The organism is Pseudomonas sp. RC4D1, assembly GCF_018390395.1.
Lineage (GTDB): Bacteria > Pseudomonadota > Gammaproteobacteria > Pseudomonadales > Pseudomonadaceae > Aquipseudomonas > Aquipseudomonas danubii.
Window position 1 is genome coordinate 1,288,900 of the sequence record NZ_JAHBAW010000003.1, and the last position, 26,439, is coordinate 1,315,338.

Annotated in this window: 22 protein-coding genes, 1 tRNA gene and 2 pseudogenes; 12 read left to right on the forward strand and 13 right to left on the reverse strand. The window is 63.8% G+C overall.

The features are described from left to right. Positions 1–55: 55 nt before the first annotated feature. Both KHO49_RS30520 and KHO49_RS30525 read right to left on the reverse strand, forming a co-directional pair. Positions 56–508: a hypothetical protein gene (locus KHO49_RS30520; protein WP_110596895.1), complete on the reverse strand. Its 453-nt coding sequence runs from the start codon at positions 506–508 to the stop codon at positions 56–58. Positions 509–598: 90 nt separating this feature from the next. After that, complete coding sequence (locus tag KHO49_RS30525; RefSeq protein ID WP_213666452.1) at positions 599–1,804, reverse strand: MFS transporter; 1,206 nt, start codon at positions 1,802–1,804, stop codon at positions 599–601. A 124-nt stretch (positions 1,805–1,928) separates the two neighbouring features. Between KHO49_RS30525 and KHO49_RS30530 the strand changes: the two genes are divergently transcribed. Continuing rightward, positions 1,929–2,837: a LysR family transcriptional regulator gene (locus KHO49_RS30530; RefSeq protein WP_102879122.1), complete on the forward strand. Its 909-nt coding sequence runs from the start codon at positions 1,929–1,931 to the stop codon at positions 2,835–2,837. 13 nt (positions 2,838–2,850) lie between these two features. Here the strand turns inward: KHO49_RS30530 and KHO49_RS30535 are convergent. Both KHO49_RS30535 and KHO49_RS30540 read right to left on the reverse strand, forming a co-directional pair. Next, positions 2,851–2,925: transfer RNA gene (locus KHO49_RS30535), tRNA-Gln, on the reverse strand. A gap of 169 nt (positions 2,926–3,094) precedes the next feature. Next, positions 3,095–3,799, reverse strand: a complete 705-nt coding sequence (locus KHO49_RS30540) for a hypothetical protein (RefSeq protein WP_213666453.1) — start codon at positions 3,797–3,799, stop codon at positions 3,095–3,097. A gap of 176 nt (positions 3,800–3,975) precedes the next feature. On the opposite strand from KHO49_RS30540, the gene KHO49_RS30545 reads away from it, so the two are divergent. From KHO49_RS30545 to KHO49_RS30570, 6 genes are all read left to right on the forward strand, one after another. Beyond that, positions 3,976–5,571 (forward strand): FAD-binding oxidoreductase, encoded by a 1,596-nt coding sequence (locus tag KHO49_RS30545; protein ID WP_213666454.1) that lies wholly within the window; start codon positions 3,976–3,978, stop codon positions 5,569–5,571. Positions 5,572–5,575: 4 nt separating this feature from the next. Next, positions 5,576–7,171, forward strand: a complete 1,596-nt coding sequence (locus KHO49_RS30550; RefSeq protein ID WP_213666455.1) for a glycerol-3-phosphate dehydrogenase/oxidase — start codon at positions 5,576–5,578, stop codon at positions 7,169–7,171. Positions 7,172–7,191: 20 nt separating this feature from the next. Further along, entirely contained in the window at positions 7,192–8,766 is a 1,575-nt protein-coding gene (locus KHO49_RS30555; protein ID WP_213666456.1) for an FGGY-family carbohydrate kinase, read from the forward strand. Between the two features lie 128 nt (positions 8,767–8,894). Then, positions 8,895–9,398, forward strand: a complete 504-nt coding sequence (locus KHO49_RS30560; protein WP_102863349.1) for a hypothetical protein — start codon at positions 8,895–8,897, stop codon at positions 9,396–9,398. Continuing rightward, positions 9,395–9,628 carry a DUF4287 domain-containing protein gene (locus KHO49_RS30565; RefSeq protein WP_213666457.1) on the forward strand — a complete coding sequence of 78 codons (234 nt, stop codon included), beginning with the start codon at positions 9,395–9,397 and terminating at the stop codon, positions 9,626–9,628. Before KHO49_RS30560 ends, KHO49_RS30565 begins: the two co-directional genes overlap by 4 nt. A 154-nt stretch (positions 9,629–9,782) precedes the next feature. Beyond that, positions 9,783–11,909, forward strand: coding sequence for a TonB-dependent receptor family protein (locus tag KHO49_RS30570; RefSeq protein WP_213666458.1), 2,127 nt, complete (start codon positions 9,783–9,785; stop codon positions 11,907–11,909). An 82-nt stretch (positions 11,910–11,991) separates the two neighbouring features. Here KHO49_RS30570 and KHO49_RS30575 read toward each other — a convergent pair whose 3' ends face one another. Beyond that, entirely contained in the window at positions 11,992–12,141 is a 150-nt protein-coding gene (locus tag KHO49_RS30575) for a hypothetical protein (protein ID WP_015635448.1), read from the reverse strand. 147 nt (positions 12,142–12,288) lie between these two features. Next, positions 12,289–12,786, reverse strand: a complete 498-nt coding sequence (locus KHO49_RS30580; RefSeq protein ID WP_213666459.1) for a hypothetical protein — start codon at positions 12,784–12,786, stop codon at positions 12,289–12,291. Positions 12,787–13,025: 239 nt separating this feature from the next. On the opposite strand from KHO49_RS30580, the pseudogene KHO49_RS31680 reads away from it, so the two are divergent. Both KHO49_RS31680 and KHO49_RS31685 read left to right on the forward strand, forming a co-directional pair. Next, a pseudogene (locus KHO49_RS31680) lies at positions 13,026–13,781 on the forward strand (PAS domain-containing protein); the annotation flags it as partial. Positions 13,782–13,883: 102 nt separating this feature from the next. Then, positions 13,884–14,318 (forward strand): annotated as a pseudogene (locus tag KHO49_RS31685) (methyl-accepting chemotaxis protein); the annotation flags it as partial. A gap of 103 nt (positions 14,319–14,421) precedes the next feature. Here KHO49_RS31685 and KHO49_RS30590 read toward each other — a convergent pair. Continuing rightward, complete coding sequence (locus tag KHO49_RS30590) at positions 14,422–16,134, reverse strand: amidase (protein WP_213666460.1); 1,713 nt, start codon at positions 16,132–16,134, stop codon at positions 14,422–14,424. Positions 16,135–16,281: 147 nt separating this feature from the next. Continuing rightward, positions 16,282–16,872, reverse strand: a complete 591-nt coding sequence (locus KHO49_RS30595) for a hypothetical protein (RefSeq protein ID WP_249735891.1) — start codon at positions 16,870–16,872, stop codon at positions 16,282–16,284. Positions 16,873–17,204: 332 nt separating this feature from the next. Here KHO49_RS30595 and KHO49_RS30600 point away from each other — a divergent pair, with 332 nt between their 5' ends. Both KHO49_RS30600 and KHO49_RS30605 read left to right on the forward strand, forming a co-directional pair. Next, entirely contained in the window at positions 17,205–18,779 is a 1,575-nt protein-coding gene (locus tag KHO49_RS30600) for a sensor domain-containing diguanylate cyclase (protein WP_110653330.1), read from the forward strand. Positions 18,780–18,863: 84 nt separating this feature from the next. Continuing rightward, positions 18,864–19,229: a DUF7677 family protein gene (locus tag KHO49_RS30605; protein ID WP_102879133.1), complete on the forward strand. Its 366-nt coding sequence runs from the start codon at positions 18,864–18,866 to the stop codon at positions 19,227–19,229. Positions 19,230–19,431: 202 nt separating this feature from the next. Here KHO49_RS30605 and KHO49_RS30610 read toward each other — a convergent pair whose 3' ends face one another. Further along, on the reverse strand, positions 19,432–21,651 hold the full coding sequence (locus KHO49_RS30610; RefSeq protein WP_213666461.1) for an OsmC domain/YcaO domain-containing protein: 2,220 nt from the start codon (positions 21,649–21,651) through the stop codon (positions 19,432–19,434). 187 nt (positions 21,652–21,838) lie between these two features. On the opposite strand from KHO49_RS30610, the gene KHO49_RS30615 reads away from it, so the two are divergent. After that, on the forward strand, positions 21,839–22,228 hold the full coding sequence (locus KHO49_RS30615; protein WP_249735892.1) for a hypothetical protein: 390 nt from the start codon (positions 21,839–21,841) through the stop codon (positions 22,226–22,228). A 192-nt stretch (positions 22,229–22,420) separates the two neighbouring features. On the opposite strand, the gene KHO49_RS30620 is transcribed toward KHO49_RS30615, so the two are convergent. The 4 genes from KHO49_RS30620 to KHO49_RS30635 form a co-directional block, all read right to left on the reverse strand. After that, a complete protein-coding gene (locus tag KHO49_RS30620) occupies positions 22,421–23,419 on the reverse strand; it encodes an NADP-dependent oxidoreductase (protein WP_123390541.1) in 999 nt (332 codons plus the stop codon). Between the two features lie 66 nt (positions 23,420–23,485). Then, entirely contained in the window at positions 23,486–24,355 is an 870-nt protein-coding gene (locus KHO49_RS30625) for an alpha/beta fold hydrolase (RefSeq protein WP_213666463.1), read from the reverse strand. Between the two features lie 75 nt (positions 24,356–24,430). Continuing rightward, positions 24,431–25,219, reverse strand: a complete 789-nt coding sequence (locus tag KHO49_RS30630) for an SDR family NAD(P)-dependent oxidoreductase (protein WP_110653327.1) — start codon at positions 25,217–25,219, stop codon at positions 24,431–24,433. 54 nt (positions 25,220–25,273) lie between these two features. Continuing rightward, the gene (locus tag KHO49_RS30635; RefSeq protein ID WP_213666464.1) at positions 25,274–26,374 is read right to left on the reverse strand and encodes an alkene reductase; all 1,101 of its coding nucleotides are present in this window, start codon (positions 26,372–26,374) and stop codon (positions 25,274–25,276) included. Between the last annotated feature and the right edge of the window lie 65 nt (positions 26,375–26,439).

The window sequence follows — 26,439 nt, forward strand, 5'->3', positions numbered from 1 at the left end:
TATAGCCCTGGGCAGCGACGGCCCCGCCGTGGCGGGGCCGTTTTGCAGCGGGTGGTCAAACCGTGGCGATCATGCAGCCTATGGCGCCGGATTCCTGGTAGATGACCCGGGTGTTGTGGGCGTTGGCGAAGTCCCGCAAGCCACGTTTGGCGACGTCGCTGTACCCCACGGCCACAGCCCAGCGTGCCGCGACGGGGCTGGTGTACTTGGTGAGTTTTTCGATGTCCTTCTGGGTTTCGGCCAGCAGCTTGTTGCCGGCGTTGGTGGCACTTTCCACCTTCAGCTCAATGGCGTAGTTCTCACCGTTTTGCTGGGCCAGCACGTCCAGGCGCAGGCCTGAATTCGGATTGGGATAGGGCACTTCGCGGGCGGCGGCCACATGGGCCGAACGCAGCAGCATCAGAAACTCCACTTGAAACCACACCTCCCAGGCGGCGCCGGTGCTGATGGCGGCTTCGATGCGGGCGTGGTCGCTGAGGATGAGTTGGCTGAGGTCGGTGTTTTTCATCGGGTATTCCTCTTTGTTGGGTGTGCAAAGAGGAACGTGCGGAAGGTGGCGGGTGTGAATCTGCTGGCCGTGCCAGCACAGGATCAAGCCTCAAACCGCCTTCCTGGCTACAGGCTGGCTCAAGTTGGCCGCGCCCAGGCAGTAGAACAGCCCACCGGCGACTATGAACGCTCCCAGCATGTAGAAGATCCAGTGCGCCGGCTGGCTGGCCAGGATCATGCCGCAGAGTATCGGGCCCAGGGCGCCGCCGAGGCTGGAGAGGTTCTGGGCCCCGTAGTACAGGCCCCGCAACGGCTCAGGGGCGATCAGGTCGATGAACATGTACTCGGCGGGAAACACGATGATTTCCCCCAGGGTGAACACCACCATCGACAGTACCCACAGCGGCAGGCTGGTGGACAGGCCAAACCCGCTGATCCCCAGCAGGAACAGCCCCAGCCCGGTTGCCAGCCAGCGGTTCAGATGGCGCGGGGAAATCCTGCGGCCAATGCTGTACTGCAAGGCGATCACCAGTAGGGCGTTGGTCGCCACCAGGGTGCTGATGATGCGGTAGGTGGCCTCCGGGGACGTGGTAACCACCAGGTACTGCGAGAGGTAGGCCGAGAACTGGCCAAAGACCACGGCGCTGAGCAGGCCGCCAAGGGTGAAGCACACCAGGCGGTAGTCCCGCAGCAGCTGTTTGCCCAGGGTCAGGAAGGAGAGCGGCGTGGCTGTGGCGCCAGCGGCATCCAGCTGTCTGTCGCCCCAGATGTGGTGGATTGCCAGGAACCCGGCGCCCAGGGCGGCGGATATCAGGAACGGCAGGCTGATACTCAGGTGCGCCAGCCCGGCGCCGAGAAACGGGCCCACGGCGTAGCCGATGTTGGTCAGGGTGTACTTGATCGAAAAGGCTTCGCTGCGTTGCTCCACCGGCAGGCGCTGGGCAAAGCCGGCCTTGATCGCGATGTCGATCACCGCGTAGGCCAGGTTGATCAGCACCAGGCACAGGTAGAACAGCCACAGCTGGCGGGCGGTGAAGGTGCCGACAAAACCCAGGGTGAACAGCGCGCAGCAGCCGAGGATCAGGCGGTGGCTGGGGGTCCTGTCCACCAGGAATCCGCCATACAGGCTCAGCAGCGAACCGAGGATCAGGCTGCTGCCGATCACCAGGCCGATGTCGCTGACCGGCAGGCCGAAAGCACTGTTCAGGTAGATCACCAGATAGGGCAGGGTGATGGCCCGGGCCAGGGTCAGCACCAGGGTGCCGGTGAGCAGCAGGTTGATCGCCTTTGGGTAGCCTTTCAGGGTGCGCAGCATCCGTGCCTCATCGTCTGTAGCAGGGTCTTGGAAGAATGCCAGCCAGCTTACTGGGGAATCTGATTCTGTTTTATGATGTTTTTTACCCAATGAATGGAATCAGATTCATGAATGCGAGGCACCGATGTTTTCTTCCGAGCGCTTGAAGGGGATCGATGTATTTGTCTGCGTCGCCGACTGCGGCAGCTTCAAGGCCGCGGCCGAGCGCCTCAACCTCACCGCTTCCGCCGTCAGCAAGGCGATTGCCCGGCTGGAAGGGCGGTTGCAGGCGCGGCTGTTCCAGCGCACCACTCGAAGCCTGGCGCTGACCGACGCGGGGACGGCTTTCTACCGCACCTGCAGCGGTGTGCTGGCCGATCTGGAAGAGGCCGAGCTGGCACTGAACGCGGAACACACCGAGCTGCGGGGGCGGGTGCGCATCGATCTGCCCGGGACCTTTGGCCGCTCCCAGGTACTGGCTGCCGTGTTGCGGTTTGCCCGGGAACACCCCGGTTTGCAGCCGCACATCACCTTTTCCGATTCCGCCATCGACCCCCTCGAAGCCGGCGTGGACATTGCCGTGCGCCTCGGCGGTTCGGAGCTGTGGCCGGCGGCACTGGGGCATCGCTGCCTGGGCCGTGAGTGGCACCTGTTCTGCGCCTCCCCCGATTACTTGCGGCGCCATGGCACGCCGCTGACCGACCAGGACCTGGAACGGCACCAGTGCATTGCCTATGGCTGGGTGGACGGCCGGGTCAGCCCCTGGAACTTTGCGACCGGGCGTCCGGGCGAGAGCGAGCGCCGGGTCATGTCCGCCAGTTGCGTGGTGGGGGATGGCGAGGGGCTGTTGATGACCGTGCTGGACGGTTACGGCATCGCGCAGTTGCCGTCGTGGCTGGTCAAGCAGCAACTGGCGCAAGGCACCCTGGTCGAAGTGCTGCCGCAGTGGGCCAGCGAAGGGCAGGCGATCCATCTGCTGTGGCTGAAAAGCCGGCAGGGGTTGCCCAAGGTCAGTGCATTGCTGGAGGTGCTGGAACGGAGTCTGGGGGGATGAACATGAAGAAAAATGGCAGGGGCGGCTGGATTCGAACCAACGCATGGCAGGATCAAAACCTGCTGCCTTACCGCTTGGCGACGCCCCTGTAGCTGTTGCGACGTTACTTGCTTTGAATGCCGGTCCGGGGAGGGCCGCTGCAAGAACGGGCGCAAATTTATCAATTTCTGCGCGGGCTGTGAAGCCCCAAAAGCAAAAAAATGAGTTTGAAAACAGCTGCTTAGTCTTTTTCAGTGCTCTTTTGCTGTCGGTAGGGCTCAGCTCGTCAGGTAAGCGGCCTGTGAATCCGTCAAGGGTTGGGCCCTGTCCAGGGCGCGGCGGATGGCCCGCAACTCTGCGCCTTCAAGGGCGCGGCGGCCCAATTCATAGTCGTCACCCCCGGGGCCAAGGTGCACCGAAAACAGCCCGAACAGTTGCTCGCCAACTGCTTCGAGGAAGATTTCCATATAGGTTTCGTCGCGGCGGTAGGCGCTGAGGTAGATCAGCCCCTGGACCTCGGCGCGACCACAGTTGTGGATGGCATCCCAGGTCAGGCAGCTACCCTGTTTGCTCTCGATCAGGGGCATGGACCAGGCGTCCTGTGCCAGCGGTTGGGCGCGCAGGGCCGCCGGCAGCGGCTGGCAGGACAGGACCAGGAAGCGGTACCTCGGCCGGCCATGGTGGATGGCATTGCGTGGTGCTGGCAGCTCGGGCGCCGGGCCGGTGATCCGGACCTGCAGCAGCTGGCTCAGGGCAATTTCCGACGGCTGCTCGTTCCAGCCATTGAGGTCGGCAATCGGCGGGCACCAGATCAGTTGCAGGGTTTCGCCGATCAGGATGCCGTCCCGGTGCTGGAAGAAGGCCGAGTGTTCCTCGCCCACCACGGGCAGCAAGTCGTGCAGGTGCAAGGTCGGCGCGCCGTAGTCGATGCCCAGGTCGGTGGACCAGAACAGCGGGGCGCAGGTTTTCAGGGGTGCCGGCATGGGAGCGAGCCTGTGATGGGGAGGGGAGGATTCTTCGGTAACTGGCGCCGGATGTCACCTGTGCCTGACTCAATCGGCTACATCCTCTGGCGCGATGCGACCGTGACAGCGTTCAGCCGCGCACTAGTATAGGGAGCCTGAAGCAAGACCTATAAGAACAGCACAAGGACACACGTATGCGACGCTGGAACGGCTGGGGGGATGCATCCACGGTGGTCGAATTGCCGGCCCAGGGCGCGGGGTTTCTCGCCGAGCGCCTGGGCCCGGGGCGCCGCTTGCCGGAGGCGACTCTGGAACAGGCGCTGGCCAAGGTGCCGGCCTCACGCCTTGCTGCCCACCCGCTGTATTGCATTGATCCCCAGGAGCGCCTGCTGCATGCCCGCGGCCAGAGCCTGCCGGACTGGCTGGCCCTGCGCGAAGGCGAGCTGGGGGTCTACCCGGATGCCGTGGCCTTTCCGGAAACCGCCGAGCAGATCCGTCAGTTGCTGGCCCTGGCCGAGGACCGGGACCTGTGCCTGATTCCCTACGGCGGCGGCACCTCGGTGGCCGGGCACATCAATCCGGGCTGGTCCGAGCGGCCGGTGCTGACGGTGTCCCTGGCGCGCATGAGCCGCCTGCTGGACCTTGACGAAGACAGCCAGCTGGCGACCTTCGGCCCTGGGGCCAGTGGCCCGCAGGTGGAGAGCCAGCTGCGGGCCCGGGGTTACACCCTGGGGCACTTCCCCCAGTCCTGGGAGCTGTCGACCCTCGGGGGCTGGGTGGCCAGCCGCTCCAGTGGCCAGCAGTCGCTGCGCTATGGGCGCATCGAGCAGCTGTTCGCCGGGGGCACCCTGGAGACCTTTGCCGGGCCGATGCCCATCGCCACCTTTCCGGCGTCTGCGGCCGGGCCGGATCTGCGGGAAGTGGTACTGGGCAGCGAAGGGCGCTTCGGGATCATTTCCGAGGTCAAGGTCAGGGTCAGCCGCTTGCCGGACGACGAGCGCTTCTACGGGGTGTTCCTGCCGGACTGGACCCAGGCGCTGCAAGCGGTGCGCGCCCTGGCCCAGGCCCGGGTGCCGCTGTCGATGCTGCGCCTGTCCAATGCCCTGGAGACCGAAACCCAATTGGCCCTGGCCGGCCATCCCACGCAGATCGCCTGGCTGGAAAAATACCTGGCCCTGCGCGGCGCGGGGCCGGGCAAGTGCCTGCTGACCTTCGGCGTGACCGGCAATCGCCAGCAGAACGCCTTGTCCCTGCGTCACGCCCGGCGCCAGCTCAAGGGGTTTGGCGGGGTCTTTACCGGGACGTTGCTGGGCAAGAAGTGGGCGCAGAACCGTTTTCGCTTTCCCTACCTGCGCGAAAGCCTGTGGAACGCCGGCTATCTGGTGGACACCCTGGAAACCGCCACCGACTGGAGCAACGTTGACCGCCTGTTGCAACGCATCGAGGGCAGCCTGCGTGATGGTCTGGCCGCCGAGGGCGAGCAGGTGCATGTGTTCACTCACCTGTCCCATGTCTATGGCGAAGGGTCGAGCATCTACACCACTTACGTATTCCGCCCCGACGCCCACTACCCGGCGACCCTGGCGCGCTGGCAGGCCCTCAAGCACGCCGCCAGCCAGACCATCGTCAATCACCACGGCACCATCAGCCACCAGCACGGGGTGGGCAAGGACCATGCGCCGTACCTGCGGCGGGAGAAGGGCGCGCTGGCCATCGACACCCTGCAGGCCTTGAGCCGCCACTTCGATCCCGCCGGGCGCCTCAACCCCGGCACCCTGCTGGAGCAGTGACGCCATGAGCCAGGACTGGAACGGCCAGTGGCGCCAACAGGCGCTGCCCGGGCTGGGGGCGCAACCCTGGGACCTGATCGTGATCGGCGGCGGCATCAGCGGCGCCGGCATCCTGCGGGAAGCGGCGCGGCGCGGCTGGCGTTGCCTGTTGCTGGAGCAGCGGGACTTTGCCTGGGGCACCTCCAGCCGTTCCTCGAAGATGGTCCATGGCGGCTTGCGCTACATCGCCAAGGGCCAGTGGCGCCTGACCCGGGACTCGGTACGCGAGCGCCAGCGCCTGCTGCAGGAAGCCCCCGGGCTGGTGGAGCCCATGAGTTTCCTGATGCCCCATTACCGCGGCAAGTTTCCCGGACCCAAGGTGTTCGGCGGCCTGTTGACCCTGTATGACGCCCTGGCCGGGCGCCGCAACCACTGCTTTCACGATGCCGCGCACCTGCGCTTCCTGGCTCCGGGGGTGAAGGAGCCGGGCCTGCTGGGGGGCACCAGTTTCCTGGATGCCCTGACCGACGATGCGCGCCTGGTGATGCGGGTGCTGGCCGAAGCCCGGGCCGATGGCGCCGTGGCCATCAATGGCCTGCGGGTGACCCGCCTGCTGCGGGAGAACGGGCGCGTGTGCGGGGTGGCGATCGAGGACAGTGAAACGGGTGCAGTGCAAACCCTTGGCTGCGCGGCCCTGGCGGTGGCCACCGGAGCCTGGGCCGAGCGTCTGCGCCCGGCCCAGGCTCCGCGCCAGCTGCGCCCGTTGCGCGGCAGTCATTTGCTGTTGCCGGGTTGGCGCCTGCCGGTGGCCCAGGCGTTGAGCTTCATGCATGCCGAGGACGGTCGGCCGGTGTTCGTCTTCCCCTGGGAAGGCGCCACGGTGGTGGGCACTACCGATCTTGATCACCGCGACGATCTGGACCAGAGCGCCAGCATCAGTCAGGAAGAACTGCGCTATCTGCTGGTCGCCTGCGCCCAGCAGTTTCCCCAGGCTCAGGTCAGCGCCGCCGATGTGCTCTCGACCTGGGCCGGGGTGCGCCCGGTGGTGGCCGGCGCGGGGGGGGAGCAGCAGGGCAAGCCGTCCAACGAAACCCGCGAGCATGTGCTGTGGCAGGAGCCGGGCTGCGTGACCCTGGCCGGCGGCAAGCTCACCACCTTCCGGCCCCAGGCCATCGAGGTGCTGCAAGCCTGTGGCGCCATGCTCGGGCGCAACGTGGAGGACGACGGCGAACCGGTGTTCGCCCCTCAGGCGCCGGTGGATATTCCCGGGCTCAGCGCGGCTCAAGTGCGGCGTCTGGCCGGGCGCCATGGCCGCGACTTGCCCCGCGTAGCGCAGCGGGTGGCCGAGCTGGGCGGCGATTGCGTCGGCGTCAGCGACACCCTGTGGGCCGAGCTGGCCTTTGCCGCCGAGGCGGAAATGGTCCTGCACCTGGACGACCTGCTGCTGCGCCGTACCCGGCTCGGTCTGTTGCTGGCCGAAGGCGCGGCGCAGTACTTGCCGGCCATCCGCCGCCTGTGCCAGCCCCGGCTGGGCTGGGACGATGCGCGCTGGCTGGCCGAAGAACAGCGCTATCGCGACCTGTGGCAGCGCCATCACAGCCTGCCCCCCGTCACCGATTGAGCCCCAACCAAGAGAGCCCCATGGACAACCACAACAACAATAAGCAGGACTACCTGCTGGCGATCGACAACGGCACCCAAAGCGTGCGCGCGCTGCTGTTCGACCTGTCGGGCAACTTGCTGGGCAAGGGCAAGGTGGAGCTGGAGGCCTATTTTTCGACCCAGCCCGGCTGGGCCGAACAGCACCCGGACTATTACTGGGCCAAGCTCGGCGAAGCCTGCCAGCTCTTGTGGCAGCAGACCGGTATCGACCGTTCGCAGATCCGCGGCGTGTCCCTGACCACCCAGCGCGGCACCCTGATCAATGTCGATGCCCAGGGCAAGGCCCTGCGTCCGGCCATTCTCTGGCTCGACCAGCGCCAGGCCGAGGTCGAGGGTCGGATCAAGGGACCTTGGGGCTGGCTGTTCAAGCTGATCGGCGCCGAGGCCACAGTGGACTATTTTCGGGCCCAGGCCGAAGCCAACTGGGTGGCCCAGCAGCAACCCGAGGTGTGGGCCGCCACTGACAAGTTCCTGCTGCTCTCGGGCTTTCTCACCCATCGCCTGACCGGCAACTTTGTCGACTCCGTTGGCTGTTGCGTGGCGTACCTGCCGTTCGACTACAAGCGCCTGCGCTGGGCCGCCCCCAGCGACTGGAAATGGCAGGCTCTGGCGGTGCGTCAGGAGCAGTTGCCGACCCTGCTCAAACCCGGCGAAACCCTGGGCCGGATCAGCGCCGAAGCAAGCCGCCACACCGGTATTCCCGAGGGCCTGCCACTGATTGCCGCCGGTGCCGACAAGGCTTGCGAAGTCCTGGGCTCGGGCGTCCAGGATTCCACCACCGCCTGCCTGTCCTACGGCACCACGGCCACCATCACCACCACCCGTTCCCGTTACCTGGAAGTGGTGCCGCTGATCCCGCCGTACCCGGCGGCGATGCCGAACCACTACAACTGCGAGGTGATGATCTTCCGCGGTTACTGGATGGTCAGCTGGTTCAAGCAACAGTTCGGCCTGCGGGAAGTGCAGCAGGCGGCCGAGCAGGGGCTGGAGGCGGAACAGCTGTTTGATGCCCTGGTCCAGGCGGTGCCGCCCGGGTCCATGGGCCTGACCCTGCAACCCTACTGGTCGCCGGGCATCCGCGAGCCGGGCATGGAAGCCAAGGGCGCGATGATCGGCTTTGGCGACGTGCACACCCGGGCCCATATCTACCGGGCCATCCTTGAAGGCCTGGCTTACGCCTTGCGCCAGGGCATGGAGCGCATGGAGAAACGCTCCAAGCTGAAGATCACTCGCCTGCGGGTGGCCGGTGGTGGCTCCCAGAGCGATGCGGCGATGCAACTGACGGCGGACATCTTCGGCCTGCCGGTGGAGCGCCCCCATGTCTATGAAGCCTCGGGGCTGGGGGCGGTGATCGCCTGTGCGGTGGGCCTGGGCCTGTACCCGGACTTTCCCACGGCCATCAGCGCCATGACCCGGGTCGGCGCGGTGTTCGAGCCACAGCCGCAAGCGCAGCAGATGTACCAGCGGCTGTACAGCGAGGTCTACCTGCGCATGTACCGCCAGCTCAAGCCGCTGTACCAGAGCATCCGCGAGATCACCGGGTATCCGGCCTAAGGACACGGCAAGCGCAGGTCGCAGGGGCAAGGATTCCCTGGCGAAAAAAAAGGTCCTGCGGGGCAAGGCTCATCTATCGTCATCAAGGTAGACGGATCTCTCCGAAAACCTGAACCGACGAGCTGAACATGAACCGCCAGGAAGCACTGAACATCCTATGGAAGCGACTGTTCATCATCTTTGTGCTGCTGTTGGCGGCGTCCCTGGGAGCGGTCGCCCTGGCCGACGGTTACACCATCCCCTCGGTGGTGTTCATCGTCGGCAATATCGGCGGTTACGTGGGGTTTCACCGGCAACTGTCACACCTTTGCGAGGAGGAGATCATCAGCCTGTGCAGTTCCTGGTTCAATGTGCTGCTGCCGTCGTTCATTGGCGGCATCCTGGCGGGCCTGCTGTACATCCTGTTCATCTCCGGCGTGGTGCAAGGGGAGCTGTTTCCCGAGATCGTCAGGGACAAGAGTTGCAACTACCCCGAGAACAGCTTCTATGTGATTTTCTGCCAGCACGCTGACGGCTACGCCGCCTATGGCAAGTTGCTGTTCTGGTCCTTTGTTGCGGGTTTCAACCAGAACTACGTGGTCGATCTGATCGAAAACATCAAGGGCAGTAAAAAAGCGCAGGGTGAAGCATGAGCGAAGACAGCAAGAGCCAAGCCAGCCAGGTCAAAGGCCCGGCGTCGTACTTTCCTTCCATTGAAAAAAACTACGGTCAGCCCATCAGCCACTGGCTGGAGCTTCTTGGCGCCCTCAGCGGCAAGAAGCACATGGAACTGGTGGCCTGGCTCAAATCCGAACACGGCATGGGCCATGGTCATGCCAATGCCTTGGTGGCGCACTTTCTGGCGGGGGCCAAGAACCCTTAGTGCTGCGTGCTGGACGCTGTGGCTTCGCCAGTGAAGGCGTGACTGCCGACATCCGCTTTCCTGGCGAAAAAAAGCCCAATTCCCCTGTGTTCTCTTGGTTCTTTCCTGCGTCGCAACTTGCATTGCCCCCTTTCTGCCTGTCGGAGTTTTCTCGATGTCTTCGCCAAAATCCTTGCCCACGGCCCTGTTGGGCCTGGCCCTTGCCTGCCCGGCAATCGCCGAGACCCGGAGCGTGGAGCTGGCCCCGGCGCAGGTCCTGGGGCAGGAGCAGGGCGCTGAGGGACAGCAGGTGGCAGAGGCCGAGGCGCGGCTGGCCCAGGTGCCGGGCGCCAGCAATGTGGTGGACATGCGCCGGCCGCTGCAAGGCCGGGTGGCCAGCAACCAGGATGTGCTGGCCTATCAGCCAGGGGTCTACGCCCAGTCCGCCGGGAACGAAGGGGTGAAGGTCTCGATCCGTGGTTCGGGCATCAACCGCGCGCCGGGGGCCCATGCCTCGGGGCTGTACACCATGCTCGACGGCTTGCCCCTGACCGGCCCCGGCGGCACCCCCTATGAGTTGCTGGAGCCCCTGTGGGTCGATCACGTAGAGGTGCTGCGCGGCGCCAATGGTTTCGACCGTGGCGCCCTGGCCCTGGGGGGCGCCATCGACTACATCAGCCACACCGGCTACGACGCACCACTGTTGCAGGTGCGCTACGCCACCGGCAGCCACGGTTATCAGCAGCGCCAGGTCAGCTCCGGGCAAGTGCTGGGGGATTTCGACTACTACGTGTCGCTGACCGACGCCAACGCCGACGGCTACCAGGACCACACCCGCAGCCAGAGCAAGGGGGTGATTGGCAACTTCGGCTATCGCTTCAATCCGAACCTGGAGACGCGTTTCTACCTGCGCTACCGCGAGACCGACAACGATCTGGCCGGACGGGTCAGCAAGCATTCCATCGAGCACGACCCGCGGGCGGCCAACCCGCTGTATGTCAGCCGCGATGACCGGCGCAAGCAGCCGGGCAGCACCTTTGTCGGCAACAAGACCACCTATTACATCGACGATGATTCGAGCATCCAGACTGGCCTGGTCTACCACGACTACCCGATGGACCTGCGCGAAGGCCCCAACCGCCTGAAGGTGGCCTACAGCGACGTCAGCGGCACCTTCGACTACAAGCGCCGCGACACTCTCTGGGGCCGGGAAAGCCGCAGCACCCTGGGCCTGCGGGTCACCAAGCACCTGCCCAATGACGGGGCCAGCGAGTTTGTGCGGATTCCTACCAGCAATACCAAGAACTATGCCCCGGGCACGCGAATCCGCAACTTCACTTACCAGGGCTCGGATACGGTCCTGCACTTTGGCAATGATCTGGAGATCGCCGATGACCTGTGGCTGACCACGGGGCTGGCGGCCATCTACACCCGGCGCGAAAGCGCGGTGACCTACCCCGAGGGCGGCGGCAAGACCAGCCTCGGCGATTGGGACTACGCGCCGCGCCTGGGCCTGCGCTACCAGCTGACGCCGAATGTGCAGCTGTTTGGCAACCTCAGCCGCTCGGTGGAAGCACCGCACCCCTGGTCGCTGATCTATAGCTCGAACCTGCGTTTCCCGTTTGACAGCGGCGTCGCCACGGGCGCCCAGCGCGATCCGATCAAGCTGCGCAACCAGACCGCCACCACCCTGGAACTCGGCGGCCGTGGCGACAGTGGCGTGGGGCAGTGGAACCTGGCCTGGTACTACGCCCAGGTGCGCCACGAACTGCTCTCCGTATTGCCGGACCCCAGCGCCACCACGCCCTATGAACTCAACGCCAGCCCCACAGTGCACCAGGGCGTGGAAGCCAGCCTGCAGAGTGAGCTGTGGTCGCAGCCGGGCGTCGGCCGCTTGAGCCTGCGCCAGGCCTACACCTTCAGCGACTTCCACTACCGCGACGATTCGCGCTTTGGCGACAACCGCCTACCGGGCCTGCCGATGCACTATTACCAGGGCGAGCTGCGCTACGACTGGCCCCTGGGTTTCTTCGCCGCCGTCAACACCCAACTGGTGTCCAAGGTGGCGGTGGATTACGCCAACAGTTACTACGCCGATCCTTACGCGCTGTTCGGCGCCACCCTGGGCTACAACGCGCCAAAGAACGACTGGCAGACCTGGGTCGATGTGCGCAACCTGACCAACAAGCGCTACGCCGCCACCGTCACTCCGGGCTACGACGACAAGGGGCTGGACGCGGCGCGCTCGACGCCGGGAGAAGGCTTGGGGGTGTACCTGGGCGTGTCCTGGAGCCTGCGCTGACAGCAGGGCGCCCAGAGCAAAAAGTGCCCGCAGCAGCGGGCACTCTGTTCCTGCCTGGCAGCGTCAGCCCAGGCAGACCGGCTTACCACTGACCCGAGAAGACGCAGGTCAGGGCTTCGATGGCGCTGAATTTCCACAACGAATCGCCGCAGTCGCTGGCGAAGGCGTGGGCGTTGGAGGCCGTGAGCGCCAGGGCGATGGCCGAGGCGTAGACGATTTTCTTGAGTGACATGGGAAAGCTCCTTGTTATGAATCCGCACGTTCTTGTGAGCGCCATCCTGAAGGGGGTGGTGGTGCGGACTATAAGCTCGCCCTGGGCCAGGGACCATTAGCCCGAGTGTGCTAATGGCCCATTCCCATTATTGCGTCTGGCGCTGACTCAGTTACGAAAATACAGCTCGTCCAGCTGCCGCCGGCGGATCACCAGGTACTCCTCCCAGACCTTGGGGAAATCCTCGTCCCGGGTGAGGGGGAAGGTCAGGTAGTAAGTCCGACCACTGACACTGATGTACTCCCGCACTCGCTTGTACGCCGGTTGCTCCAGCAGCGAAATGTATTCGTCATAGGCGTAGTGGTAGTGGGAAATCGTCACCCGATGGGGCGCGATCATGCAGCGGGAGAAGTCGATCACCCAGCCGTGACTCATGCCGTTGCCCAGGTACCCGTAGACCCCGTCCTCGGACAGGCTGATGTGATTTCGTGCCTGCTCGCCATCCTCGTCGTTGACCAGCACGATCTGGGTTTCGAAATAGCGGATGGCCTGTTGCTCGGGGCCGCGCAGGTGCAGGTTCCAGCTGATGGCGCCCATGCGGAATTCACCTTGTTCGGCAAATTCGGCAATCCAGCCGTTGGCGAGGGTAATGCGGTGTGTGGTCATGGTCAGTGGTCCGGCTCGGGCGGTATATGGGGGAAGGGCGCTAGTGGCGTGGCGCGGGGATTGTAACCACCAGGCTGGGGGCATGGCTTTATATCAATGGAGAAAATGGAGCGCTGCAAACAATGCTTCTATAGTGTTTTTGCAGCATAAAAAAAGCTGAAAACAAACCCCCAACGGTTGCCGATAGCAAAGAGTCTCTCCTTTAGCAGGATGCGCCCATGTTCAATACTCGTTTGAAAATGCAGTTGCAGTCTCTTCAGTCGGAGCTTTCAGTGGCTCGACAGTTGCTCAACGGGATTGAGACTTGCCTTGTGCGTGCGGTCCTTGACGCCAACTACAACGTTATAGATGCCAATGAAGGCTTTCTGAACATGTTGGGGTGTGGCGCCAACCAAGTGCTGAACAAACCGCTCGACAATTTCATTCCGCAGTATGTGCGGCAGATGGATTGTTATCGTCGTTTGCTCGACAGCGTGAACAACCACGACGCGGTTATCGATACTTACCGTTTTCAGCGTCCCGATGGTGGACTGTCGTGGTTTCGTGGCCTCTGGCAACCGATTGTCAATCAACAGGGGCAATTGGAAAGTATCCATGCCTTTGGTTCGAACATCACCGAGACCGTTGACACTTCGGCGGAGAATTCGGCGTTCATTCAAGCGCTGCTGCGCTCCACCGCGGTGATCGAGTTCGATCTTCAAGGCCATATCCTGCAAGCAAACGAGCAGTTTCTGCGCTCAATGGGCTATGAACTTGGGCAAATCAAAGGCAAGCACCACAGCATGTTCTGTGACCCAGCCGATGCCGCGTCCAGTCATTACAAGGAGTTCTGGGCGACCCTCAATCGCGGTGAATTCGTGGCTGACCGTTTCAAGCGCGTCGATGCTCATGGTCGAGTCGTTTGGCTGGAAGCGACCTACAACCCGGTGCACAACGCACAGGGCGTCCTTTACAAGGTGGTCAAGTTCGCCACGGTCATTACCGAGCAAGTGGCTCGCGAGCAGCAGGTGAACGAGGCGGCGACCATCGCGTTCGAGATCTCCCAACAAACCGACATCAGCGCCCGTCGAGGCGCCGATGTGGTGCAGAACACCGTGCAAACGATGCGCATGATCTCGGATGAAATGCAGGCGGCATCCGCCGGGATTGAAGCCTTGGGCAAGCAATCACTGCTGATCAGCTCGATTGTCCAGACCATTGGCGGCATTGCCCAACAGACCAACTTGCTTGCGCTCAACGCAGCAATCGAGGCGGCGCGGGCCGGTGAGCAGGGCCGGGGGTTTGCCGTGGTCGCCGATGAAGTGAGGCAGTTGGCGGGGCGCACCAGTGCCGCTACCGAAGAAATCGTCAGCGTTGTACAGCAGAACCAGAGTCTGGCGGATGCAGCCGTAAGCGGCATGGCCAACAGTCGCGGGCAGGCTGAAGAAGGCCTGGCACTTGCCAACGAGGCCGGCTCGGTGATTCTCGAAATCCAGGAGGGTGCGCGCCAGGTTGTGGGGGCCGTGGGGCGTTTCGCCAATCAGCTGAAATAGCCTGCGCAGCATAACGTTGCGCGCCCCTGGCGGTGCATCGCTGTGGTGCGTTGTCAGGCTGGTAAAGGCCCGGGGCGCCTCATGGGCGCCCCGGGCCTTGCGCTTAGCGAGCGGGTGACAAGGCCGGCGTGCGTGGTGGAATCAGGCGCTTGCTGCCGGTGGATTCGAAGGCCGACGCCAGGCGCAGCAGGCTCGAGTCGTCATAGGCGCGGCCGGCGAAGGTCAGGCCGACCGGCATGCCGATGTCTGCCATCACGCCCATCGGCACGGTCACCGTGGGCACGCCCAGGTGGCGGATCGCAAGGTTGCCGTTGGCCACCCACACGCCATTGCTCCAGGCGATGTCCGCCGACTCGGGATTGATGTCGGCATCGGCCGGGCCGACGTCGGCCACGGTGGGGAACAGCACCGCGTCCAGCCCCAGGCGATCCATCCACTCTTCCAGATCGATGCGCCGGGTCTGCTCCAGGCCGCGCAGGCCGTCGGCCAGGGAGGCGATCTGGTCCCAGGTCTTGAGCCCGCGCTTGGCCATGGTTACGTACTGGTCCATGCCGGCGGCCAGGTCGTCTTCGCGGTTGGGCAGGGTGCCGGGGTCGTGGGGGAAGATCTGCGGCCCGTCGACATCCGCCAGGCGGTTGAGCTTGGGGTCGTCGTTGGCCCGCAGGAAGTCGTCGAAGGCCCAGCCCGACAGTTCCCACAGCTCGTCATGGAGGAACTCCTTGCTGACCAGGCCGCGGTTGTACACCGTCGGTGCCCCGGGGCGGTCGCCTTCGCAGTTGGACACCAGCGGGAAATCCACTTCCAGGACTTCGGCGCCGGCGGCTTCCAGGGCGCGACGCGCCTGTTCCCAGAGGCTGATCACCGACGGCCGGGTGTGGATGCGCTGGCCGGTGGGGCCGCCGATGCCGGGCTTGTCGCTGGTGCCGGCTTCCGGGTCAGCGTTGATGTACATGCGTGGTACGCCAAAGCGCTTGCCCTTGAGCGCCGCGGCATCGGCCGCCAGTTGCGGGTAGGACGCCGGGCGCACCGAGCTCACGCTGGGGATCGGCACCCAGGGTTGCAGGCGCCACAGGTCGCCGCGGGTGTCGGGGTCTTCGGCCACCACCACATCCAGCACTTGCAGCAGGTCGGCCATGGTCCGGGCGAAGGGCACCACCACGTCCATGGTCGGGGTCAGCGGCCAGTTGCCGCGCACCGAAATCACCCCACGCGATGGTGTGTAGGCGCACAGGCCATTGTTGGAGGCCGGGCCACGCCCGCTGGACCAGGTTTCCTCGGCCAGGCCGAAGGCGGCGAAGCTGGCGGCGGTGGCCGTGCCGGCGCCATTGGAGGAGCCCGAGGCAAAGGGCGCGGTCAGGTAAGCGGCGTTGTAGGGGCTTTCCGCGCGGCCATACACCCCGCGCTGCATGCCGCCGTTGGCCATGGGCGGCATATTGGTCTTGCCCAGGCAGATGGCCCCGGCGCCCCGCAGGCGCTCGATGGTGAAGGCATCGCGGTAGGCCACCAGCTCGGCGAAGGCCGGGCTGCCCGATGCAGCCGTCAGGCCCTTGACCAGATAGCTGTCCTTGGCGGTGTAGGGAATGCCGTCCAGTGGGCCTAGGGTCTGGCCCTTGGCGCGACGCTCATCGGACGCTTCGGCTTCCTTCAGGGCTTCAGGGTTGCGCACCACCACGGCGTTGAGGGCGGTGGCGGTATCGGGGCCATCGTAGGCGTCGATCCGCGCCAGATAGGCCTGGACCAGTTCCACGGCGGTGGTCCGGCCTGATTCCAGGGCGGCGCGCAGGTCGGCAATGGACACTTCGGTGACTTCGATCATGGGGCTACCGCCGTTGGCTGGTGGGTGAGGAGGTCAAGAGGGCGCAACGGAGCGCGGGTGTTCGGGTAATGGCTGTGCATGGTGATTCTCGTGGTACGGCTGGGCACGACAAGGGGTGCAAGGGAAAACTGTGGGCCTTTTTAGCATCTAGCGCGGGGCAGAGGAACCGTTGAACTCGCCCAGGTAGTCCAGCGTCGGCGTGCTTTGCGGCGGGCGCTGATTGGGCCCGGAGGCAACCGATCGCTGGTCGCCATCAATCGACTCGCTGCCGACGATGATGAAGTGGCTGTAATGCGCCTTGATCCGCGAGCGCAGCCGCTGTTGCTCGGCATCACTGCGGATCAGCGATTCCAGGTATTGCGGGCAGTCGTCTTTGCCGATCAGCTCGACGAAATCGGCGTCCATGTAGTAGCCCAATTCCTGCCTGAGGCGCCAGCTGGGATTGCGCGCTTCCCAGGCGCTGAATTCGGCGTCGCTGGCATCCGCCGCAGGTTCGGGCTCCCACTGTTCGAAGGCGAACCGTTCAGCCTCGGCCTGGCTGGGGAAGTGGGCGGCGAACAGGTGAAAGGCGAAGTAGGCCTCGGCGGCTTCGAGCAGGGCCAGGTTGGCGGACTCGGCCTGTTCCTGGGGCTGGACCGGATCGACCGTTGCATCCTCTTCATGGGGCGCCTGGAGTGTGTCAGTGGCCGACGGTGCTGGCTTTTCGAGAGGGTCGAACAAGGTGCTGAAGACGCTCATGGACGGTCCTTGCGATCAGTGATGCGGGCGGTTGGGGGGCAACCCTGGCCTGAGGTGGCGCATTGTGCCGGGTTGGGGCGGGTCTGAACACCACGGGCCGTGCGCCACTGGACGCCTGGTCATTTTATCGATTGCCAATCGGAGCAACCCGGGTAGACTGCGCGGCTCTAACACCTGACGCCTTTATAGCCAAACAGTGCAGGCGTTTCGACGATGTTCGACGGATGATTATCCATGTGACTAGGGCGCACGGACGTGAATGATCCATAGCCGGCAGGCAGTTGGCGCAACATCGAAATCCACTGTCTGCTTGCTCATCCGGACTTTTTTACATGCCTACCCGGCCCAAGCCCAAGCTTAATCTTCGTGTGCTGATTCTGGTCTTCGTACTGTTTGCAGCATTAGCCACCCTGGCCAACAGCTTCTGGGTCATGTTCAAGATCCAGAAGCAGGAACTCATCGAAAACGCCCTGCAAGTCAACCAGGCCTATGCCGCTCGGATCGCCTCCGGTGTGGAGCAGGTGCTCAGTTCCGATCAGGAACGCTTGAAGTATGCCGCCGCTGTCCTGGGCGGGGACTTTGACGACTCGCAACGACTGGCCGGCGAAGCCCGGCGCTTGCTGGGGCAGGACAACAGCTTCAACTCGGTACTGATCACCAACGCGACCGGCACCATCATCGCCTCAATGCCCGAGCACCTGAATCTCAATGGCCAGTCCCTGCAAGACCAGACGCCGCTCAGGCTGCGTCAACCGATCATCAGCAAGGCCTTCAAGTCCATTGCCGGCAATCTGCTGGTTTTTGTATCCCAGCCGGTGTTTGACGGCAAAGGGCGGTACTTGGGGCTGGTCGGCGGCAGCATCCGGCTTGAACAGAAGAACGCCCTTCAAGACTTGATGGACCGGCAGGTACGTGAAGATGGCGCCCATGTCTATCTGGTGGACAGTAATCGGCGGGTTCTCTATCACCCCTATCCCGAGCAAATCGGCCAGATCGTTGCCGAGGACCCGATCGTCGATGCGGCCTTGAGCCAGGGCGGGGGTTCATTGCAGGCGCTGGATGCCCAGGGCGTGGAAATGCTCGCGGGTTTCACCCATGTGCCCAGCAGCGGTTGGGGGGTGATCGCCCAGCAGCCCCTCGGCAACATCCAGGCCACGCTGCAGGTAACCATGTCCAAAGTCGCCAAGGGCATACTGCCGCTGGCGTTGTTCGGCCTGGTGCTGATCTGGTGGTTGGGGACGAGGATTTCGGCGCCGCTGTCGCGGCTGGCCGAGAGTGCCAAGCGCCTGGACAGCCCTGAGAGCTATGAGCGCATCAGCGCGATCCCGGCGCAGTACTCTGAAAGTTGGCAGATTCGTCGGGCGCTGCTGCTGGGCACCAGCCTGCTCCAGGAAAAGATCGGCCGGCTCAACCAGCAGGCGCAAAGTGATGCGCTGACCGGGCTGGCCAACCGGCGGGCGATGCAGGACACCCTGGCGCACTGGCAACAGGCCAATCAGCCGTTCGCCATCGTTTCCATGGACATCGATCACTTCAAACGGGTGAACGACACCTTCGGCCATGGCGTGGGGGATGAAACCCTGAGAGCGATTGCCGACCTGATGAAGCAAAACTCGCGCACTGACGACCTGCCGTGCCGGGTGGGTGGCGAGGAGTTTGTCCTGCTCTTGCCGAACAGTTCGCTACGGGCTGCAACCGATGTCGCAGAGCGCCTGCGAGCCTCGATCGCCGCGGCGCAGATCGATACCGTCGGGCACATTACGGTTTCGTTGGGCGTCAGCGTGTGGCAGCCGGGAAGTGGTTCGATCACCGCTGCGTTGGAAAAGGCCGACCAGTTGTTGTATCAGGCCAAGCAGAAGGGACGTAATTGCGTGGTAGCCGAACAGCGCTCGCTGGCCGTCAGTTGAACACGGCGGCTGCCGTCGGCTTGCTTGCACAGCGGCCAGTACCGGAGAATCCACCCGGTCCGATACCCAGCAGAGGCAAGCCGCATGCATTACCCGAAACAACTCAGCCCGGAGTTTTCCGGGGCGTTGCGCACCTTCAGTTTCTGGGTCGCCAACGGCACCCTCGGCTACCCGCTGCTGGAGGGCGTCGATTATCGCAGTTGCCTGAGCGAAGAGCCGAGCATGCTGGAGATGGCCTACGCGATTTTTGCCAATGTGCTGGAGCTGGACGAAGAGGGCGTACCGGTGAATGCCAAGTACGCCGAGTACCGTGCCGCTCAATACATTCGCCAGTATTGCGATCCGGGCTACACCGTCGTGCCGGCATTCGAGGAATGGGAGCAGGAGCTGTACGGCCCGCCCGAGCGAGAAGACCGCAAGCCCTGGCCGCCGGGGATGCGCAATGGCTAACGCGTCGCTGTCGGAGCGAGCAAACGCGCTCCTCAGGTATCTGCTGGTGTGATCAGCCAGGGGGCGTCTGGCTAGTTGTGGGAGCGAGCTTGCTGGCGATGGCCGTCAACGAAAACGCCGCGTTCACTGGGTGAACGCGGCGTTTTTGAGTGCTTCGCGAGCAAGCTCGCTCCTACGGGTACAGGCAGAGGCGGGCGCTGTGTCAGCGGTTGGCTGCGCTCCACTTGGCCCGCGCCGCGTGCAGCTTCTTGTAGCTGTCGATCAGCCGCAGGTGACGGTCCAGGCCTTCGAGCTGCAGGTTGGTCGGGGTCAGGCCGTAGAAGCGCACGCTACCGTCCACCGAGCCGATCACCGCGTCCATCCGTTCGTTGCCGAACATGCGGCGCAGATTGGCTTCGTAGTCGCCCAGCTCCAGTTCGTCGTCCAGCTCCACTTCCAGCACCGCGTTCAAGGCCTGATAGAACAGCCCGCGCTCGACGGTGTTGTCGTTGTATTGCAGGAACATCTCCACCAGTTCCTTGGCCGGGTCGAACTGCCCCAGGGCCACGTGGAGCAGCAGCTTGAGTTCGAGGATGGTCAACTGGCCCCAGGCGGTGTTGTCGTCGAACTCGATGCCGATCAGGGTGGTGATGTCGGTGTAGTCGTCCAGCTCGCTTTCTTCCAGGCGCTCCAGCAGTGAGCGCAAACCGTCTTCGTCCAGGCTGTGCAGGTTGAGGATGTCTTCACGGAAGAACAGCGCCTTGTTGGTGTTGTCCCAGATCAGGTCGTCCACCGGGTAGATTTCCGAATAGTCCGGCACCAGGATGCGGCAGGCGGTGGCCCCCAGGTGCTGGTACACCGCCATGTAGACTTCCTTGCCCAGGCCTTCGAGGATGCCGAACAGGGTCGCGGCTTCCTCGGCGCTGGCTTTTTCCCTTTCACTGAAGCCGCTCTGGCTGGTGAAGTCCCACTCGACGAATTCGAAGTCCGCCTTGGCACTGAAGAAACGCCACGACACCACGCCGCTGGAATCGATGAAGTGCTCGACGAAGTTGTTCGGCTCCATCAGCGCCTGGCTTTCAAAGGTCGGTTGCGGCAGGTCGTTCAAGCCTTCGAAGCTGCGGCCCTGGAGCAGTTCGGTGAGGCTGCGCTCCAGCGCCACCTCGAAGCTCGGGTGAGCGCCGAACGAAGCAAACACGCCGCCGGTGCGCGGGTTCATCAGGGTCACGCACATCACCGGGAACTCACCGCCCATGGACGCGTCCTTGACCAGCACCGGGAAGCCTTGCTCTTCCAGGCCCTGGATGCCCGCCAGAATGCTCGGGTACTTGGCCAGCACTTCCTGGGGCACGTCCGGCAGGGCCAGCTCGCCTTCGAGGATCTGGCGCTTGACCGCCCGCTCGAAGATCTCCGACAGGCACTGCACCTGGGCTTCGGCCAGGGTGTTGCCGGCGCTCATGCCGTTGCTCAGGTACAGGTTCTCGATCAGGTTGGAGGGGAAGTACACCACCTCGCCGTCGGACTGGCGCACGTAGGGCAGGCAGCAGATGCCGCGCTCGATATTGCCCGAGTTGGTGTCGTACAGGTGGGAGCCGCGCAGCTCGCCATCGGGGTTGTAGATGGCCAGGCAGTGTTCGTCGAGGATCTCCTTGGGCAACTCGTCCTTGCGCCCCGGCTGGAACCAGCGCTCGTCCGGGTAATGCACGAACTCGGCGTTGGCGATTTCCTCGCCCCAGAACTGGTCGTTGTAGAAGAAGTTGCAGTTCAGGCGCTCGATGAACTCGCCCAGGGCCGACGCCAGGGCACTTTCCTTGGTCGCGCCCTTGCCGTTGGTGAAGCACATCGGCGACTGCGCATCGCGGATATGCAGCGACCAGACGTTGGGCACGATATTGCGCCACGAAGCGATTTCGATCTTCATCCCCAGACCCGCGAGAATCCCGGACATGTTGGCGATGGTCTGCTCCAGGGGCAGGTCCTTGCCGGCAATGTAGGTGCCTGCGCTGGCGCCCGATTGCGGCATCAACAGCGCCTGGGCGTCGGCGTCGAGGTTTTCCACTTCCTCGATGATGAACTCGGGGCCGGTCTGCACCACCTTCTTCACGGTGCAACGGTCGATGGAACGCAGGATGCCCTGGCGGTCCTTGTCGGAGATGTCCGCCGGCAGTTCGACCTGGATCTTGAAGATCTGGTTGTAGCGGTTTTCCGGATCGACAATGTTGTTCTGCGACAGGCGGATATTGTCGGTGGGGATGTTGCGGGTCTGGCAGTACAGCTTGACGAAGTACGCCGCGCACAGCGCCGAAGAAGCCAGGAAATAGTCGAACGGACCCGGCGCCGAACCATCGCCTTTGTAGCGGATCGGTTGGTCGGCCACCACCGTGAAGTCGTCGAACTTGGCTTCAAGTCGAAGGTTGTCGAGAAAGTTGACCTTGATTTCCATGGGGGGCACCGGCATCACAAAGCAAAAAATGGCGGGCATTATCCGGGATTTTGCGCGGCAGTGGGGCGGTTTTTGGGCCGGCGCGTACCCACGGGCGCCAAGCGGTGGCCTTGATCCGATGAACAGGGCGTTTGGCGGATGTTAATCTGCGCCTCCCGGACAAACGGTGGGCCAGTGGATGCAGAGGATGTTGAGTGAAGCCGAGCTTTACAAGGTGCTGGAAGCGATCGAAAGCGACGCCTGCCATGACCTGAATCGTCTGTATGACGGGATGCAGATAGACCGGTGTGCTCTTTTCAATCAAGTCGCCATGGCGGTGGCCCGGCTCTTTATCGAGGGGCGGCGCGACTTTCATTACGGCGATGCGGTCATGAATACCTTGTTCAGTGACATGGTTGATCTGTCCTTGCACGCTGACATGCCCGAGCCGGCCTTTTCCATCTACCTCGCGTTTGATGCCGGAGAGTATCGTCACCCGGGGGATGGGCAGGATGAGTTGCCTTGGGAAAAGTGGACGCGGCCGGCGCTTGAACGGATTCTGCACGAAGCCGATGAGGGGGCGTCGGCCGAGGTTTAGCCGGCCTGGGTTGTCGCCAGAAAAGCCGACGGACCTACGGCTCCAGCATCAAACGGCGCCAAAGGATCTGTGGCGGCGCAACAGCATCCGCCGGCACTTGCGGTGCAGGTTTGTCCGGCGCCTGCGCTGGCGTTGCCTCGTCGGGTTCAGGGGCTGTCGTCGATTCAGTCGGGTCATCGGTAGGCGCTGTGGTCATTTGATCTTGATCACCACCTTGCCCTTGGCTCGTCCCTGCTCGACGTACTGCAAGGCCTCTGCCGTCGATTCGAAACTGAAGCTGCGGTCAACCACGGGCTTGATGATGCCGGCCTCGATCAGCGCGGTGATCTGTTGCAGTTGGGCGCCATCGGCTCGCATGAACACAAAGGCGTAGCGGACGTCCCGCTGGCGCGCCTTGCGCCGGATACCGAAGCTCAAGAGGCGCATGACCTGCTGCAACGGCCAGGCCAGCCCTTGCTCCTGGGCGAACTGCACCGTGGGTGGCCCGGAGATGGAAATCAGCTGGCCACCGGGCTTGAGCACCTGGAGTGATTTCTTCAGCACGTCGTCGCCGAGGCTGTTGAGCACCACGTCGTAGCCGTGCAGGACGTCTTCGAAGTGCTGCTGCGTGTAGTCGATCACCTGATCGGCCCCCAGCGCTTTGACCCATTGGACATTCCCCGTGCTGGTGGTGGTCGCGACAAAGGCGCCAAGGTGCTTGGCAAGTTGGATGGCCAGGGTGCCGACGCCGCCTGAGCCTGCATGGATCAGCACTTTCTGGCCTTTTTTCAGTTGCGCGGTTTCCACCAGCACTTGCCAGGCAGTCAGGGCCACCAGGGGAATGGACGCGGCTTGCGCCATGTCGATGTTGGCCGGCTTGAGAGCGACCGCGTCCTGATGCACGGCGATCCATTGGGCAAAGGTGCCGATCCGCGTTTGCGGCGGGCGAGCATAAACGGCATCGCCGGGTTTGAAACGCCGCACTTGCGGGCCGACTTCGACCACGACCCCTGCCAGGTCATTGCCCAATATCAGCGGCAATTTATAAGGCAGGATCAGCTTGAATTCGCCCTGGCGGATTTTCGAATCCAGCAGGTTGACGCTGCTGGCATGAACCTCGATCAATACATCGTGGGGCCCCACCTCGGGCGTGGGGACTTCGCTCAGGCGTCCGCTGTTCTTGCCGTAGCGATCAATTGAAAATGCCTTCATGGGGGTGCGGCTCTGTTGGATTGGCGTCAGTAGGGGGTGTTCTGTTGCGGTTGCGGCCAGGTGCTGTCAGTCATCAAGGAACGTCAATGCCCGGGTCACGAAGTCCGTGCGGTGCTGGAAAATGCTGCCGTGGCCGGCGTCCTCATACAGCACAAGCTGCGCATGGGGGATGCGCTCAGCCAGGGCGCGCGAGTTGACGCTGGGCACCATGAGGTCGTTGTCGCCGTTGACCACCAGCGTCGGCGTTTTCAGGTGTTGCAGATCGTGCGGCGTCTGTTTGCCCCATGCCGTGATGGCCTGCAACTGCCGCAGGAAAGCCCTCGGCGTCGGGCCCTTGTCGCGATTTTTTCGGCGTGTTTTGAGCCGTTGCAGATACGCCGAGGCGGCTCGGCGACCATTGTCCGTCGACGTGAAGAACAGGTAGACCTTGGGATCGCGCAAGGTCAGCAAGCCTTTGAGCATCAAGGGCCAGGTCACCGAGCCGACCTTGTCGATACCGCTGCCGCCGGCCGGTCCGGTGCCGGTGAGAATCAAGCGGCGCACCAATTCGGGGGCCTTGAGGGCGATGTCCTGAGCAACGAAGCCGCCGAGTGAAAAGCCCAGTACATCGACGCTCTTGAACCCCAGGGCCTGGATCAACTCAATGGCGTCTTGCGCCATTTCGCCGATCGTCCGGGGGGCGACGCCACCCGAGCCGCCGATGCCGCGATAGTCGGTGGTGATGACTCGTCGGGTCTGTGCCAGCCCATCGATGATGGCCGGGTCGAAGTTGTCCAGCACCGCGCCCCAATGGTTGAACAGCACCAGGGGCACGCCGCCCGCGGGACCGGTATCGCGATAGGCGAAGGGAATGCCCCTGACCGTGATCGACTGGTTCGCCGCGTTGATGAACGACGTCTGCAAAGCCGGGGGGAGAGTTGTCTGTGTTGGGTTCATTGCTACTCCGAACAGCGGACCGGATTCGTCGCAGTACCTGCCGCGAATCCGCCGCGAAAGCTCGCTACCTGAAGATCACTGTTGGGACTGGTAACGCTGGGCAACCTCGGACTGGCGGACCTGCCCGAGCAGGGCTTGACGCGCGTTCTGCAGGTCATCCCAGCGCTCAGCCTGTTGCAGCGGCGGGATGGTCACCGCTTCGCGCCGATCAAAGCCGACCAGTGCGGCGTCCACCAGATCGCCCACTTCCATGATTTCGTCCAGGGTGTTGATGTCGATGCCGGAGCGGTCCCAGATTTCCGTGCGGGTGGCCGCCGGTAGCACGGCTTGCACGTACACGCCCAGGGGCGACAGCTCCAGGCTCAGGCCCTGGGACAGGAACAACACGAAGGCCTTGGTGGCGCCATAGACCGACATGCCGAACTCCGGTGCCAGGCTCACCACCGAACCGATGTTGATGATCGCGCCGGCGCCTGCTTCGGCCAGACGCGGGGCGATGGCCCTGGACAGGCGTACCAGCGCCGTGGTGTTGAGGGCCACCAGTTGCGCCATGTGATCAGCGTTTTGCTCGGTGAAGCGGCCGGACAGCGCGGCGCCGGCGTTGTTGACCAGGATGCCGATCCGGGCGTCGTCGCGCAGACGGGCTTCCACCGCCGTCAGATCGCCGGGCTGGGTCAGGTCCGCGACCATGACATCAATGGCGACCTGGTGTTCGTCTCGTAGCTTGGCGGCCAGTGCGTCCAGGCGCGCCTGATCGCGGGCGACCAGCACCAGATCGTGGCCGCGTTGTGCAAAGCGCTCGGCGTAGGTGGCGCCAATGCCGCTGGAGGCGCCGGTGATGAGAACGGTAGGGCGAGTGTTCATGGGGGGATCTCTCTTTCAGGAAAGGGACAGACAACTGGTGTGAGCGGGTAGGGCTCAGTTGGCGCGGGTGCCCGACTCGGCCAAGGTCGGGTAGTCGATATAGCCCGTCGCGCCGCCGCCATAGAGCGTGGCGGGATTGAAGGCGGACAGCGGCGCACCGCTTTGCAGGCGCTCCACCAGATCCGGGTTAGCAATGAACGGGCGACCGAAGGCGATCAGATCGGCCTGGTCTTCGGCGAGCCGCGAGGTCGCCAGCTCCAGGTCATAGCCGTTGTTGGCGATGTAGGTGTTTTTGAAGCGCTGGCGCAGGGCGGCGAAATCCAATGGCGCCACGTCACGCGGGCCACCGGTCGCGCCTTCGACCATGTGCAGGTAAACCACGCCGAGGGCGTCGAGTTGATCGACGAGGTAATCGAATTGCGCCTGCGGATTGCTGCTGGAGACACCGTTGGCCGGCGACACCGGCGACAAGCGCACCCCGGTGCGATCTGCGCCGATTTCATTGATCACGGCTGCGGTGACTTCGAGCAACAGGCGCGCACGGTTTTCAATCGAGCCGCCGTAAGCATCGGTGCGCACGTTGGCGCTGTCCTTGAGGAACTGATCCAGCAAGTAGCCGTTCGCGCCGTGAATTTCCACGCCGTCAAACCCGGCGGCAATGGCGTTTGCCGCGGCCTGGCGGAAGTCGGTGACTATCCCCGGCAGTTCGCTGATGTCCAGTGCGCGCGGCGCGCTGGCGTCTTCAAAGCGGTTGTTGACGAACACCTGGGTGGCCGCGCGCAACGCGGAAGGGGCCACGGGGGCGGCGCCGTTTTCTTGCAGGTCAACGTGGGACACGCGGCCGACATGCCACAGTTGCGCAAAGATCTTTGCGCCCTTGGCGTGCACGGCGTCGGTCACGGTGCGCCAGCCCTCAATCTGCGCCTGGGTGTAGATCCCGGGGGTGTCCTGATAGCCCTGGCCCTGTTGGGAAATCTGCGTGGCTTCGCTGATCAGCAAGCCGGCGCTAGCGCGTTGGCTGTAATAGGTGGCGGCGAATTCGCTGGGAACAGAGCCTGCGCCGGCGCGGTTGCGGGTCAGTGGCGCGAGGACGATGCGGTTCGACAGCGCGAGGGCGCCGAGGGTGTAAGGGGTGAACAGGTTCTGATCGGTCATCTGGTGTCTCTTGCGTGCCCGTGGGTGGAGGTCGGTGGTGCGTGCAATTAGGATGATGATCGAAA

Bases quoted from the DNA above. Each gene is read 5' to 3' on its own strand.
- KHO49_RS30520 (WP_110596895.1), bottom strand. From the start codon at position 508: ATGAAAAACACCGACCTCAGCCAACTCATCCTCAGCGACCACGCCCGC.
- KHO49_RS30525 (WP_213666452.1), bottom strand. From the start codon at position 1,804: ATGCTGCGCACCCTGAAAGGCTACCCAAAGGCGATCAACCTGCTGCTC.
- KHO49_RS30530 (WP_102879122.1), top strand. From the start codon at position 1,929: ATGTTTTCTTCCGAGCGCTTGAAGGGGATCGATGTATTTGTCTGCGTC.
- KHO49_RS30540 (WP_213666453.1), bottom strand. From the start codon at position 3,799: ATGCCGGCACCCCTGAAAACCTGCGCCCCGCTGTTCTGGTCCACCGAC.
- KHO49_RS30545 (WP_213666454.1), top strand. From the start codon at position 3,976: ATGCGACGCTGGAACGGCTGGGGGGATGCATCCACGGTGGTCGAATTG.
- KHO49_RS30550 (WP_213666455.1), top strand. From the start codon at position 5,576: ATGAGCCAGGACTGGAACGGCCAGTGGCGCCAACAGGCGCTGCCCGGG.
- KHO49_RS30555 (WP_213666456.1), top strand. From the start codon at position 7,192: ATGGACAACCACAACAACAATAAGCAGGACTACCTGCTGGCGATCGAC.
- KHO49_RS30560 (WP_102863349.1), top strand. From the start codon at position 8,895: ATGAACCGCCAGGAAGCACTGAACATCCTATGGAAGCGACTGTTCATC.
- KHO49_RS30565 (WP_213666457.1), top strand. From the start codon at position 9,395: ATGAGCGAAGACAGCAAGAGCCAAGCCAGCCAGGTCAAAGGCCCGGCG.
- KHO49_RS30570 (WP_213666458.1), top strand. From the start codon at position 9,783: ATGTCTTCGCCAAAATCCTTGCCCACGGCCCTGTTGGGCCTGGCCCTT.
- KHO49_RS30575 (WP_015635448.1), bottom strand. From the start codon at position 12,141: ATGTCACTCAAGAAAATCGTCTACGCCTCGGCCATCGCCCTGGCGCTC.
- KHO49_RS30580 (WP_213666459.1), bottom strand. From the start codon at position 12,786: ATGACCACACACCGCATTACCCTCGCCAACGGCTGGATTGCCGAATTT.
- KHO49_RS30590 (WP_213666460.1), bottom strand. From the start codon at position 16,134: ATGATCGAAGTCACCGAAGTGTCCATTGCCGACCTGCGCGCCGCCCTG.
- KHO49_RS30595 (WP_249735891.1), bottom strand. From the start codon at position 16,872: ATGAGCGTCTTCAGCACCTTGTTCGACCCTCTCGAAAAGCCAGCACCG.
- KHO49_RS30600 (WP_110653330.1), top strand. From the start codon at position 17,205: ATGCCTACCCGGCCCAAGCCCAAGCTTAATCTTCGTGTGCTGATTCTG.
- KHO49_RS30605 (WP_102879133.1), top strand. From the start codon at position 18,864: ATGCATTACCCGAAACAACTCAGCCCGGAGTTTTCCGGGGCGTTGCGC.
- KHO49_RS30610 (WP_213666461.1), bottom strand. From the start codon at position 21,651: ATGGAAATCAAGGTCAACTTTCTCGACAACCTTCGACTTGAAGCCAAG.
- KHO49_RS30615 (WP_249735892.1), top strand. From the start codon at position 21,839: ATGTTGAGTGAAGCCGAGCTTTACAAGGTGCTGGAAGCGATCGAAAGC.
- KHO49_RS30620 (WP_123390541.1), bottom strand. From the start codon at position 23,419: ATGAAGGCATTTTCAATTGATCGCTACGGCAAGAACAGCGGACGCCTG.
- KHO49_RS30625 (WP_213666463.1), bottom strand. From the start codon at position 24,355: ATGAACCCAACACAGACAACTCTCCCCCCGGCTTTGCAGACGTCGTTC.
- KHO49_RS30630 (WP_110653327.1), bottom strand. From the start codon at position 25,219: ATGAACACTCGCCCTACCGTTCTCATCACCGGCGCCTCCAGCGGCATT.
- KHO49_RS30635 (WP_213666464.1), bottom strand. From the start codon at position 26,374: ATGACCGATCAGAACCTGTTCACCCCTTACACCCTCGGCGCCCTCGCG.